Below are 13,160 nucleotides of genomic sequence, written 5' to 3'. Positions count from 1 at the left end.
TATCAGTCTTGTCCAATGACACATGAGCCTGAAAGCGCGAAAGCCGGGATCATAATCGTGGCTTTACACGCTGAAGTTTCCCAATTTTCACAGATAAGAATTAAAGTACCGGAGTGTCCCAAAAATTCCTCAAGCCGCCATGCGGTTCAAGTTCAAAACTAACCGATAGGCTTGTACATGTCCGCAAGAATCGGCAACAAACCGGTCAATATCCGCAGTCATTATGATTTGCATGATGCGATTCGATAGGGTTGCGGCCGGAATGTTTTATCATCAAAAGCTCAATAAACGGGAGGAAACATGAACTTAACGCGTCAACTGGTTTTAACTGTTTTGCTGGTCGGCCTGACGGCTTGTTCCAGTCTTTATTACAAAGGTTTGGAGCAAGTCGGCATTCCTAAACGGGAGGTGATGGTGTATCGGGTCGAAAAGGCCAGGGATACCCAGCAAGAAACCAAGCAACAGTTCAAAACGGCATTGGAACGGTTCACCGCATTGACTCAGTTCAACGGCGGAGATTTGCAAGCGAGTTACGATAAATTGAACGGCGAATACCAAGCCAGCGAAAAGATGGCCACCGAGGTACATAAACGTATCGGCGATATCGAAGATGTGTCCGAGGCCTTGTTTAGCGAATGGGAAGCCGAGTTGCTGCAATACAGCAATGTGGCCATGCGCCGCAACAGCCAACAAAAGCTGGCGGCCACCCGAATTCAGTACAAACAATTGATAGCGGCGATGAAGCAGGCGGAGGCCAAAATCCAGCCGGTGCTGACGGTATTCCGCGACCAAGTGCTGTATTTGAAACACAATTTGAACGCGCAAGCGATAGCGTCGTTGAAAGGCCAGTTAGGCAGCGTGCAATCCGACGTTTCCACATTGATCGCTGCGATGGAAAAATCCATAGACGAGGCCGACACCTTCATCCAAAACATGGAAAAGCCCTGAGAATAGCGACTTAAGCCATATTCTCAGAGCTTAGCCCCGCCCGGCGTCAATCCCGGAACGCTTCGACTTGGATGGCGATTTTTACCTGATCGGCAATCATAGGCACGTATTTGCTGACCCCGAAATCGGAGCGTTTGAGCGTGGTGGTCGCATTAGCGCCGCAGGCGTATTTCATCCGGATGGGGTTCATCGCGCACTGAAAGTGCTCCACGTCCAGGTGCACCGGTTTGCTGACGCCGTGCATCGTCAAAATCCCATCCACCCCGGTTAATTGCTCGCCGGTAAAGGTTAACCGGTCCGATTTAAATGTGACGGTCGGAAATTGCCCGGCGTCGAAGAAATCCGCGCTACGCAATCGGTCTTCCAATTCCGCCAAGCCGGTACTGATAGAAGCCGCTTCTACCCGGATGTCTACGCTGCCTTGGCCGGCGGCGGCATCCAATTCGATGCTGCCCGTCGTTTTATCAAAGCGGCCGCGTTGGGTGGAAAAGCCCATGTGGTCGATTTCGAAACTGGGAAAGGTGTGGCGGCTGTCTATGGTATAGCGATCGGCTGCGTGCGCCGGAATATTGCATAGACTAACGGCGGCGGCGATAGCAAGCGGCTTGAACATGGGATGCTCCTTGAATAGGGTCAAATGAAGTTAGTTTGTGGTTGCGCGAATGGACAGTCTCGCGCGGTTGGAGGCCGTTTAGAGTAGAGAAGTTTCGGTAATAGGCAAACAAGGTTGAAATAGTCCGAAGCCGGCAGGAGCGAGGAAAAGATCTTTTTATTCGGTTAGGGCTAAGCGTCGGACCGGCAGGGACATCAGCTAAAGCTTAGTTGAATGCTTGCCAAAACGGTCCAAATGGAACGGCCGTGGCGTTGTTATTGCATAGTGGGGAAGCCGTTTTTAGTCATTCAACGAGGAATACACGATGAAAAACCGTATACATCACATCGGGAAAACTGCTCCTTGGTACTGATTTCCGCATTGCCTATGTCTATAGCTGTGTATGCGGAAGATGCACAAAATCCGAAAAGCGCGGCTGAAGAAGTCAGACTGGATGACGAGCCTCGTGACGAAAGCGGTTCGAATGCGAACAAAGCCGGATAGGGGCGGCAAAAGAGCAGTCCGGTTATTTCGCCAGGCCTTTAAGAGTGTTTTAACCTGCGACGGTTTATGGTTTAGTGAACGGGGCGTAACCTTAGCGCTCAGGAATGTGCGGTTTTGCCGGCAGATTCCAGAGTACTTTTGCTTACGCCTCGCTTTTTTAATAGACGGACCGGACTCGGAGATCAGACATGAAAACATTTTTATTGGCGATAACGCTGGCTACCGCAGCGGTGTTGACACCGGCCGGCACTCAAGCTGCGGTAGGCGGTGCGGCGGACGATCCGCAAGCCATTGTGCAGAGCGTATCGAGCCGTATCCAGAAACACTTGCAAAGCGCGGGAGCGGACCAAGATTTCAAGCAGCTATCGGACTACGTCGCTAGCGAAATCGATCCGTATATCGATTTCGACTTGGTATCCGGCTTGGTGCTCGGTAGCTATTGGAAAACCGCTACGCCGGCGGAGCGATCCGAATTCAGCCGCGAATTCAAAACCTTGCTGATGCGGGTGTACGCCAGAGGGTTTGCCGAAGCCAAAAATTGGTCGCTTAAGTTTTTTCCGAGCGACGCGGATCCCAGCGGTCAAAAAACCTTGATCAAAACCCAAATCTTACAGGCGGAGCGTAAACCCATAGCAGTGGATTACCGCATGCTGCAACAACGAGGCAGTTGGAAAGTGTATGACATCCTGATCGACGGGGTGAGTTTGGTTGCCACTTACCGGAGTTCGTTTCGAAGCGAAATCGAAACCAACGGCGGTTCTCTGACAGGCACACTGGACAATTTGCGCAAGCACAATCAACAGTCTTCGGCCGCAGCCGGTAATTAAACTTGAAACCCAAGCTGTTGCGCAGCCGGCAGTTCTCCGGCCCCGGCGTTAACCGGCTTTGAAACTCTGATCAACCGTTAATGTCAGTATGCAATCCGCTTGGTTTTATCTGTTACTATGAAAATCATGGTGGGAACGACACATAGCCGCGATTCGCAAGGCCTCATCGCGACTATGCGTCGCGCCTACCAAACGACCTTTCATTTGTCGGGGCGATTGCCAGACCTTCATGACCGTTAGGTGTACGTGCATTGATAACACTAATCGCCTTATCCGCCGTCTAGCCCGCCGTTATTCCAAACGGCAGGATGCCTTATCGAGAGTTTTTAAATTCAGGCATTTTCACCGAATTGCGCTGAAAATGCCGTCCGCTTACTTAGCCGGTTTTCACCACTCGAAAGCTGCTCGCTTAACGAAAGCTATCTAGCCTATACTTTGAGCGTATTTTGCCGTATAAGCTTAGACGCTGGTCCGATGCCTCGTGTAATAGACTTAAATGTATGGCTGAAATCCCGGTCGAATTAACCCCATCCGTTGGCCGAACCAACACTAGCCGACTATCTCAGCTAACGAGAGAGTTTCTACTATTGTTCGTTCCGGTAGCGGTTCTGGTTATCGCGGGCGCTTGGGCCTTAGCGGAATCGCGCATCAAGACCGAAGTGGCGACCATTCTGGCCGAAGAAAAGGCCTATGTCGATTTAGGGGCAGGCCGCTTAGTTCAAGAATTGGCCATACCGGTCAGACATTTGCACAGCTTGATCAACGAGGCACCGGTGAGGGCGGCTTATCAAGCGGAAAACGGCCAATACTTAGCGCAAATCGAACAGTCTTTTACATCGTTGCTGTCGCGTAATCCCCGTTATGATCAGGTGCGCTGGATAGACGAAGCCGGCATGGAGCGGGTGAGGGTCAATAACCGCGAAGGCCGGCCGAGCGTAGTGCCTGAAGAGCAATTGCAGAACAAGCGCCAGCGTTACTACTTCTCCGAAACGATGGCGCTGCCCCCCGGCGTCGTCTACATTTCTCCCCTCGATTTAAGTGTCGAAAACGGCGAGATTGAAAGACCTTATAAAGCAACTATCCGAGTTGCGGGTAAGATCTTCGATCAACATGGGGGGGCACGGGGAATTTTGATCATCAACGTTTCGGCCGATTCGATGCTGGAGACTTTTGTTGCCAGTAGCGGGCCGGCAGGCGATCGGGTGATGTTATTAAACGGAGACGGTTATTGGCTGAAAAGTCCGGTACAAAGCGACGAATGGGGCTTCATGCTTGGACAAGATTTCCGCTTAGGAACTAAAAATCCGCGGTTATGGCAACAAATCCTCGACAAACCTAGCGGAAATCTGCGGTTACCCGACGGATATTGGACCTGGAAACGTGTTGTTCCGGCGTTCGATAAAGATACGAGCGTGTCGCATAAAATACGCTGGACAGTGCTGTGCCGGTTTCCGGACGAGGCACTGCGGCAATTGGCGTGGAGCATTTGGCCGGCAAAGCTGTTCGGGGCATTTATCGTATTGCTGTTATTCGCTATAGGTATCGCCCGTTTGGTGCAAAGCCAAGCGGGAAAAATGCAGGCCGAGAAAGAAGCGGCCTTGGTGCGCAACGAAATAGAAGCAACCCGCCGGCTGCAGGATGCGCAAGCCAGCTTTGAGATGTTGTTTCAGGCCAACACCAATGCGCTGTTAGTAGTGGACGAGACAGGCCGCATCGTCATGGTGAATCCCGCTTTCGAATCGATGTTCGGGTACGCGGTGTCCGAAGTGCAAGGCCGCGGCGTGGAAATGTTGCTGCCAGACGATATGCGCGCGCAGCACGCCGCACAACGGCGGGTATTCATGAGCGCGCCGACCAGCAGGGCCATGGGCGCGGGACGGGATTTATACGGTACCCGCAAGGACGGCAGCGTATTTCCGATTGAAATCGGCTTAAGTCCATATCGGGATACTCGTAAATTGTTCGTACTCGCCACGATTGCCGATATTTCCGAACGTAAACGCGCGCAAGATACGATTTTGCAAATGAACGAATGGCTGGAAAAGCGCGTGACCGAGCGCACCGAAGAATTGCAGGCGGCTAGGCTGGAGGCGGAACGCCTGGCCAGCGTCAAAGGTAATTTTCTGGCCAATATGAGTCACGAAATCCGCACCCCGCTGAATGCGGTACTCGGCTTGGCGTATTTATTGGAACGCACCCAGCTGGACGCCAACCAGTTGGAACTCATACAAAAAATCCGGGTAGCCGGGCGTTCTTTGCTCGGCATCATCAACGATATTTTGGATTTCTCCAAAATCGAATCCGGGCATTTGGAAATCGAACACGCGCCATTTAGACTCAACGACGTGCTGGACAATGTCGCGACATTGATGTCGGCCGTAGAGCATAAAACCGACGTGGAATTAAGCATGGGCCCGGCACCGCAGGGTATGGAGTTTTTGCGCGGTGACGCTTTGCGATTGGAGCAAATCCTGGTCAATCTGGTGACCAATGCCTTGAAATTTACCGATCAGGGCAGCGTGCTGATTACGACGAGCAGATTGCCTCGGCATCAGGGAAGCGAACGCATCCGCTTTAGCGTCAAAGATACCGGCAAGGGCATAACGCTGGACAAGCAGGCGGAAATATTCAACGCCTTCTCTCAGGAAGACAGCTCCACCTCGCGCCGTTTCGGCGGTACTGGCTTGGGTTTAACCATTTGCCGCCGGCTGGTCGAAAAAATGGGTGGAAAAATCGGCGTGGCCAGCGAGCCGGGCAAAGGCAGCGATTTTTGGTTCGAATTGCCGGTGGAGTTGGTCGAGTCGCAAGATTTTGTGCATCCATCCATGGCGTTTCAGGGTGTTTTGATTGCGGACGACCACCCCGTAGCCAGAGATATGTTGGCGGCGACGGTGCGCAGCATCGGCTGGAACCCCGAGGTAGTTTGCTCGGGAGAAGAGGCCGTGGAGCGGTTTTTTCAAAAGGCTCAACTGAACAAGCTGCCCGACATCGTCTTGCTGGATTGGTATATGCCCGGTATGAGCGGCTTGGAAGCCGGCATCAGCATTAAAAAATCGCTGGGCGACGCGGCTGCGCCTATCATCCTGATCGCCACGGCTTACGATCGCGAGAACTTGCTGCGCCAAGCCGGAATCGAACTAGCGGATGGGGTGCTCAGCAAGCCGATTACCGCCTCCAATCTATATAACGCGGTGTCGGAAGCCAAGCGTAAGCGCCTAGGGCAGCATGGCGTCCATGCCGTTTACGCAGAGCCGGATAAGCAACGCCTCGCGGGCTTGCGCATTCTGGTGGTGGACGATAGCGAAATTAACCGCGATATGGCGCGGCGCATATTGGAAGCGGAGGGCGGCAGCGTCCAAGTGGCGGATGACGGACCGGTCGCACTCGAATGGCTTAACCTGAATACCCAAGGCGTTGACGTGGTCTTGATGGATATACAGATGCCACTGATGGACGGTTACGAAACTACCCGGCAAATTCGGGACGTGCTGGGTTTGAAGTCGTTGCCGATTATCGCATTAACTGCGGGAGCTTTTAAAAATCAGCAAGTTGCCGCTTTGGCGGCCGGCTTGAACGGCTTCGTGGCTAAACCGTTCGACGTGGACGAATTAGTGACCTTGCTGCAACGCTATATTCCGGATATTCCGGCGACTACCTTGCCGGTACAGCCGGGCAAGGCTGAGGAAGCCGACATGGTCATAGACATGGCAAGAGGTTTGCACAGTTGGGGCGACGAGGCAACCTATTACAAATATTTGCGCAAATTTGCGGATGCGCACGGCCGCGACGGCTATGAAATCGGCGAGTTGCTTGCCGCAAAACGCATTGCCGAAGCCAACGCGCTAGTGCATAAACTGAAAGGGACTGCGAGTAATTTGGCCGTCATGACGGTTTGGCGTTTGGCTGAACAGTTGGAGCAAGCGCTCGCAGCCGGTTTACCGGCGCAAGCGTTGTCTGGCAAGCTGCAAGCCGAATTGGACGCTGCATTGCAGGCAATAGCCCGCATCGCTCCGCCGTTGCCGATAGACGCAACAACCGTTGCGGAAGTTAACGACGCTGAAGCTTCGCTACGCTTGTTGCAGGAATTATTGCAGGCCTTGGATAGCGACAACCCTGATCAAGCCGAGCCGCTATTGCAAGCATTGGCGGCGCATTTACCTTACCGTGCGTTAAAACCGCTATTCGATATGCTGGACGGCTTCGATTTTCGCGCAGCGGAACGAGAAACGCGACGACTGATAGAACAATTGGTCAACCAGTAATTCGGGGGAATTGGTATGTCCGGCGGTCCCATACTCTGTGTAGACGACGAACCCTATAACCTGGGTATTTTGCGCATGGCATTAAAGGATAGGTACGCACTCGTGTTTGCCCGTAGCGGCGAAGAAACCTTGTGCGCGGTTAAAAAGCACCGGCCGGCTTTGATATTGCTGGACGTGCAAATGCCGGATATGGACGGTTACGAAGTTTGCCGCCGCTTGAAGAGCAATGCCGCGACCGAACATATCCCTATCATTTTTATCACCGGCATGAACCATGAAATCGACGAAAAAGCCGGATTCGACGTCGGAGCGGTGGATTACATCGCCAAACCGGTGTCGGTGCCTATTGTGCAAGCAAGGGTAAAAACGCATTTGTCGCTCGTCAAAACCGAGACGCTGGAAAAAAGTTACCGCGATGCCGTGCATATGTTGGGCAGAGCCGGCCATTACAACGATACCGATACCGGCATGCATATTTGGCGGATGGCGGCCTATAGCCGGCTGTTGGCGGAAGCGGTAGGTTGGGACTCCGACCGCTGTAAATTATTGGAATTAGCCGCGCCTATGCACGATACCGGCAAAATCGGCATTCCGGATTCGGTATTGAAAAAGCCCGGCAAATTGAATGCGGATGAATGGGCCATCATGAAAACCCACACCCAAATCGGCTACGGCATCTTAAAACAAAGCAACGCGCCGGTGTTTCAATTAGCCGCGGAGGTCGCGCTGAATCATCATGAAAAATGGGACGGCAGCGGTTACCCGAACGGTTTGTCGGGGAAACAAATACCGGAATCCGCGCGTATCGTCGCAGTGGCCGACGTGTTCGACGCACTGTCGATGAAACGGTCGTATAAAGACGTATGGCCGTTGGATCGCATCTTGGGGTATTTTCAAGATAACGCAGGCAACCATTTCGACGAGGGCTTGGTGCAGGTGTTTTTAAGCCGCTTGCCCGACGTTTTGAAAATTCGAGACGAATGGGATAAGCGCGAGCAGGGGATGGAAGACGGCTTCTCCATCAATGAAGGTTAAAAACGCACGGGTAGCGCCTTTGCCGATTCGATGCGGCCGGCGTGGCGCCGGCCGTTAAAGTCCAAGCCTTGCGATGTTTATTTAGGGTGCGGCCGGCGCGTCCAATTGCCGGGTGACCCAACGCTGTTCCGGTATCGGGTAGCCGGCCGCTGCAAACTCCCGGGCAATTGCCTGATTGGTATCGAAATAGACTTGCCAATAATGGTCGTTGTGGCAAAACGGCCGCACGGCCAACACCGTGCCGTACAGGTTGAAATCCAATATTTCCACGCTGGGGGTAGGGTCGGTCAATACGTTAGGAATGCTTGCCAATGCCTGTTGCAAACGGCGTATTGCGTCATTCGGATCTACGCCGTGAGCTAGCTGTGCGATACGCTCGACCCGGCGATAGGGGTTGGCCGAAAAATTCTGGATATTGTCCGAGAAGATTTTGTTGTTGCCGATAGCGGCCATCACGTTATCCGGGGTATTGATGGTCGTCGCGAACAAGCCGATTTGCTTGACAGTTCCGGTGAGGCCGGCCATGGTTACGAAGTCGCCTACTTTGAACGGGCGCAACACGATCAGAAACGCGCCGGCGGCGAAGTTGGCCAATAGGCCGGCCCAAGCCGCGCCGATGGCGATACCCATCGCAGCAATCAATGCGGCAAAAGAGGTGGTTTCCACGCCGAAATAGCCCAGCAATGCGATGATCAGTACAACATTCAAGCCTACCGACACCACGGAGCTGATGTAGCTGACCAGTGTGTGGTCGAAATGCTGACGGTCGAATGCGGCGGACATCAAGCGGATCGCAATCTTGATCAGCCAGCGGCCGATCAGAAACAGCAGCAGCGCGCCTATGACTTTCAAGCCTACTTCGGTTAAATGGGCAAGAGCGGTGTCGGTCAATTTCGATAATTTGTCCGTGTTTATGTCGAGATTCATGGTAGGCCTCGTTTGGTTTTTAGTGTGCGGCACAAAATATTCGCCAGCCGCCGCATGCTACAAGCAGCAGTCTTTTAGGTTTGGCGGAGACGGTCGAGTCTTCGGCTGTTCGTTCGAAAATCAGCCGGACTCACTATAACCTTAGAGCCGGCAATAATTCAAAAATCGCACTGCAAGACTGAGAGCGGCGAGAGAGCATCTCCGCTGAGACACTTCGTAAACCCAAGTCCGGCCATAAAGCGTCTGCCGATTAGCGTATTCGCTCTCCTTGTCTATTCTTTGTAGCGTAAAACTACCCCCCTTTCGGCGCGCAGGGAGCTAGCGCACCCTTGCCGCGATAGGCGCTCTATTTATGGTTTTCGGCGGAGACAAGTAGCGAATGAACAATTTGAAACTGGCGTATAAATTCATAGCGTTAACACTGCTGGCAATCATGATGTTTGCCCCGCCGAGCGCTGCGCTACTGAGCGGCAGCCTGGAACAAATTGCCATGACCGAACAAGAGAAGCACGGCGGCGAATACTTGCACAAGACCGTAAAACTACTGCAGGCAGTACAGATGCATCGTGGCCTCGCTAACCGGGCGCTGGCCGGAGATTCTTCGGTAGCCGAACGCTGGTTGGCGACTCGGCGAGACATCGACGCGCAATTAACCGAGATTGCCGCAATCGACCAAAACCACCCCGAATTAGGCATGGACGCGGATTTGGCGCAATTACGGCAGGAATGGGCGAAGCTGCTTGCCTCCTTACCCCAAACCAAAGCTGACGACAGTTTTTGGCTGCATACCGCTTGGATAGAAAGTCTGTTGCACTTTAACCGGAAAATCGCCGATGCTTCGGCGCTTTCGTTGGACCCGGAAATCGATAGCTATTATTTGCAAGCGTTGTCGGTAAGCCAATTGCCGGAAATGGCCGAACTGTTAGCCAACGTGCGCGGACTGGGAACCAAAGCCTTGATGCAAAAGCAGCTTGCCCGGGACGATTTGGTGCTGATTTTTTATGCGCTGAAGTCGTTTGATAACCAGCAGATGTTGTTGATGGAAAACGTGGTGAAAATTTCGACGCTGAATGCCTCCACCCTCGCCGACATTCAAACGATGATTCAAAAGGCCAAAGGCCTCAGCAAGTTGGTGGAAACCGAGCTTCTGAAAGCGCAAAATTTCGATCTTGCCCCGGACGTATTCATGCGGGACCTAACCGCCGTCATCGACTTGCATTTTTCCGCCTCCGAGGCCTTGAACGGCGCTTTGAACGCGGCGCTGGACGGCAGAATCGCGCGGATTCGGCTTTCCAGTATCAAGCTGTTCGGGACGGTATTGCTGCTGTTGGCGTGCTTCGTTTACGTCAGTTGGACAACCACAACCGGCGTGTTGCGCTCGGTCAAGGCCATGTTGTCGGGCTTGGGCAAGCTGGGCAAAGGAGAAATGCCGGCGCCGGACCATAACGATTACGGTTTGGAGTTCAATCAACTGAAAAACGGTTTGAATTCGGCGGTATCCAGCGTGCATGCTTTGATAGGTGACGTGACCGGTTTATCCGCGGCGGCCGTTGCCGGCAATTTAAGTGCACGCGCCGATGCCAACCGCCATCTCGGCGACTATCGGAAGATCATCAACGGGGTCAATTCGACGCTGGATGCCTTGATCGGTCCGTTGAACATGGCGGCCGGTTCGATCAACGCAATCGCCATGGGCAACATGCCTGCAAAGATCACCGCTGAATACAACGGCGATTTCAATGTCATCAAGAACAATTTAAATACTTGCATCGATGCTATCAACGCCTTGATAAAAGACGCCAACGACCTCGCGGCGGCGGCGGTGGCCGGGCATTTGTCGATGCGTGCGGATGCCGGCAAGCATCAGGGCGATTACTGCAAAATCGTCGAGGGGTTCAATGCGACCTTAGACGCAGTAATAGGCCCGTTGAACACGGCGGCGAATACCATAGACGCTATTTCCAAAGGCAATATTCCGGCAAAAATCAACGCCGAATACCAGGGCGACTTTAACCTGATCAAGCGCAATTTGAACGGGTGCATTGACGCCATCAATGCCTTGGTAGCCGATGCCTTGATGCTGGCTGGTGCCGCACAACAAGGGCAGCTGAGTGCGCGTGCCGATCTCGGCAAACATCAGGGCGATTATCGAAAAATCGTCGAAGGCGTTAACCATACGCTGGATAACCTCATCGCGCCCTTAAGCGAAGCGATAAACGTGCTGAACAGCGTTGAGAACGGCGATTTGACCCGGTCGATGCAAGCTAGTTATCGCGGACAGTTGCAGGCGTTCAAGGATACCGTCAACAACACCATCGACAGGCTGGCCTTGACCATTACCGAAGTAGCCGGTGCCGCAGAACAATTGGCGAACGCCGCAGATCAAATCAGCGCGACTTCGCAATCCTTGGCGCGAGTATCCTGCGAGCAAGCCGCCAATGTCGAGCAAACCTCCGCTAACGTGGCGCAAATGACTTCCACCATCTACCAAAATGCCGAAAATGCCAGAAACACCGAGGCGATTGCCGGTAAAGCGTCCCAGGATGCCGGCGACGGCGCGCAAGCCGTCAAACTCACCGTGGAAGCGATGCGTGACATTGCCGACAAGGTGCGTATCATCGACGACATTGCTTTTCAAACCAATATGTTGGCTTTAAATACCGCTATCGAGGCGGCTAGGGCGGGCGAACACGGCAGAGGATTTGCCGTGGTCGCGGGCGAAGTGCGCAAACTGGCCGAACGCAGTTCGATAGCCTCGCAAGAAATTGGTGAATTGGCGGTGAGCAGCGTCGATACCGCCGAAACGGCGGGAAGCTTGCTTCAGGAAATTGTGCCCGGCATCATCGAGACCTCGAAATTGGTGCAGGAAATTGCTCTGGCCTCCGGCGAACAGGCTAACGGCGTTAATCAAATCAATGCCGCGATGAGTTACATGAATCAAGTGACCCAACAGAATGCCGCGGCTAGCGAGCAGTTGGCGGCCACCGCGCAAGACATGACCAGTCAAACCGAACAATTACAGCGGCTGATGGCCTTTTTTACTCTGAAAGCCGCATAGGCAGACGATTTGTTGGATGTTCAGATTTGGGCCGTTTGCGTCATTTCGAGCAATGTCGTCAAATCCGGTCCGATTTTTGCCGGCATCTGCTCCAGCTGTTCCAACGGCAAGTGCTGGCGGTTGATCCAGGCGGTCGGGTAGCCGAACCAGGCGGCGCCAACCGCATCCCAAGCGCCGAAGGCGGCGAAGGCTATTTCCTGCTTGGTTAGCCCGAAAGCATTCAGCGCCATCGCATAAGCGCGCGGGTCCGGTTTGAAAGCGCTTACCCGGTCGGTGCTGAGCGGTGGATCGAACAGCGCTTGCAAATCGTTGTCGCGGCTCAGTTTCAGCAAGATCGCTTCCGGCAGATTCGACAAAAACGCCAGCCGTATCCCGCGTTCGCGTAATTCGGACAATACCGGTCGTGCGTCCGGCCAGGCCGGCAGTTGTTCGAACACCGCGACCAGATCGTCCCGGTCGCTGTCGGCTAACGGCAAACCAAGCGCGTTTGCCGCATAGGACAGCGCCTGCGCGGTAATGCTGCGAAAACCGGTGTAACGTCCACCCAGGGTACGCAACCAGCTGTATTCGAACTGGCGGCTGCGCCACAGCGCGCTGAGTTCGCTGCCGCGCCCTGGAAAGCGCCGTTCTGTTGCTGCTGCGACCGGTCGCGGGTCGAACACGGTAAAAGCGTCGAAGGCAATGGCTTTGATGGTTGGAGCAGCAGTGCCGCCGGCCTTGATCAGCGATGGCGACAAGGCCGCGCCGGCGGTTGCGCTGGTTAAGGCGAGGAAGCGGCGTCGGGTTAAGGGCATGACGGTTCTCCGGAAGCAAGGGTGTGGTTTTTGACTAAGCCAATCGCAAGCCGGCGATGGCTAGGCAAGGTCTTTACGGATAGTGAGTAATCAGGCGTCGGCGGAGTTGCAAAAGTCGGTCTGCCGGGCGCACTGAGTGGCGAGCAAAATACTACAAAACAACACCAACGCCTAATGTTAGGTGCGAACGCTTGCCAGGCGATTTGGAGTCAT

Annotated in this window: 8 protein-coding genes; 5 read left to right on the top strand and 3 right to left on the bottom strand. The window is 53.8% G+C overall.

All coding sequences use genetic code 11. From position 1 onward, the window contains the following. The first annotated feature begins 300 nt into the window (after positions 1–300). On the top strand, positions 301–948 hold the full coding sequence (locus F1E05_RS01595) for a DUF2959 domain-containing protein (RefSeq protein WP_150046242.1): 648 nt from the start codon (positions 301–303) through the stop codon (positions 946–948). Positions 949–994: 46 nt separating this feature from the next. Here the strand turns inward: F1E05_RS01595 and F1E05_RS01590 are convergent, their stop codons facing one another. Continuing rightward, entirely contained in the window at positions 995–1,561 is a 567-nt protein-coding gene (locus F1E05_RS01590; protein WP_150046241.1) for a YceI family protein, read from the bottom strand. A gap of 671 nt (positions 1,562–2,232) precedes the next feature. Between F1E05_RS01590 and F1E05_RS01585 the strand changes: the two genes are divergently transcribed. From F1E05_RS01585 to F1E05_RS01575, 3 genes are all read left to right on the top strand, one after another. Further along, the gene (locus F1E05_RS01585; RefSeq protein WP_150046240.1) at positions 2,233–2,871 is read left to right on the top strand and encodes an MlaC/ttg2D family ABC transporter substrate-binding protein; all 639 of its coding nucleotides are present in this window, start codon (positions 2,233–2,235) and stop codon (positions 2,869–2,871) included. Positions 2,872–3,458: 587 nt separating this feature from the next. Further along, complete coding sequence (locus F1E05_RS01580; protein WP_232056743.1) at positions 3,459–7,133, top strand: response regulator; 3,675 nt, start codon at positions 3,459–3,461, stop codon at positions 7,131–7,133. 15 nt (positions 7,134–7,148) lie between these two features. Beyond that, positions 7,149–8,168: a response regulator gene (locus tag F1E05_RS01575; RefSeq protein ID WP_150046238.1), complete on the top strand. Its 1,020-nt coding sequence runs from the start codon at positions 7,149–7,151 to the stop codon at positions 8,166–8,168. A gap of 81 nt (positions 8,169–8,249) precedes the next feature. Here F1E05_RS01575 and F1E05_RS01570 read toward each other — a convergent pair whose 3' ends face one another. Further along, on the bottom strand, positions 8,250–9,095 hold the full coding sequence (locus tag F1E05_RS01570) for a mechanosensitive ion channel family protein (protein WP_150046237.1): 846 nt from the start codon (positions 9,093–9,095) through the stop codon (positions 8,250–8,252). A 379-nt stretch (positions 9,096–9,474) separates the two neighbouring features. Between F1E05_RS01570 and F1E05_RS01565 the strand changes: the two genes are divergently transcribed. Next, positions 9,475–12,153 carry a methyl-accepting chemotaxis protein gene (locus F1E05_RS01565; protein WP_197737402.1) on the top strand — a complete coding sequence of 893 codons (2,679 nt, stop codon included), beginning with the start codon at positions 9,475–9,477 and terminating at the stop codon, positions 12,151–12,153. A 20-nt stretch (positions 12,154–12,173) separates the two neighbouring features. Here the strand turns inward: F1E05_RS01565 and F1E05_RS01560 are convergent, their stop codons facing one another. After that, complete coding sequence (locus tag F1E05_RS01560) at positions 12,174–12,947, bottom strand: haloacid dehalogenase type II (protein WP_150046236.1); 774 nt, start codon at positions 12,945–12,947, stop codon at positions 12,174–12,176. Between the last annotated feature and the right edge of the window lie 213 nt (positions 12,948–13,160).

The sequence above is a fragment of the Methylomonas rhizoryzae genome, from assembly GCF_008632455.1.
Lineage (GTDB): Bacteria > Pseudomonadota > Gammaproteobacteria > Methylococcales > Methylomonadaceae > Methylomonas > Methylomonas rhizoryzae.
This window is presented reverse-complemented; position numbering and strand designations above follow the sequence as displayed.

Bases quoted from the DNA above. Each gene is read 5' to 3' on its own strand.
- F1E05_RS01595 (WP_150046242.1), top strand. From the start codon at position 301: ATGAACTTAACGCGTCAACTGGTTTTAACTGTTTTGCTGGTCGGCCTG.
- F1E05_RS01590 (WP_150046241.1), bottom strand. From the start codon at position 1,561: ATGTTCAAGCCGCTTGCTATCGCCGCCGCCGTTAGTCTATGCAATATT.
- F1E05_RS01585 (WP_150046240.1), top strand. From the start codon at position 2,233: ATGAAAACATTTTTATTGGCGATAACGCTGGCTACCGCAGCGGTGTTG.
- F1E05_RS01575 (WP_150046238.1), top strand. From the start codon at position 7,149: ATGTCCGGCGGTCCCATACTCTGTGTAGACGACGAACCCTATAACCTG.
- F1E05_RS01570 (WP_150046237.1), bottom strand. From the start codon at position 9,095: ATGAATCTCGACATAAACACGGACAAATTATCGAAATTGACCGACACC.
- F1E05_RS01565 (WP_197737402.1), top strand. From the start codon at position 9,475: ATGAACAATTTGAAACTGGCGTATAAATTCATAGCGTTAACACTGCTG.
- F1E05_RS01560 (WP_150046236.1), bottom strand. From the start codon at position 12,947: ATGCCCTTAACCCGACGCCGCTTCCTCGCCTTAACCAGCGCAACCGCC.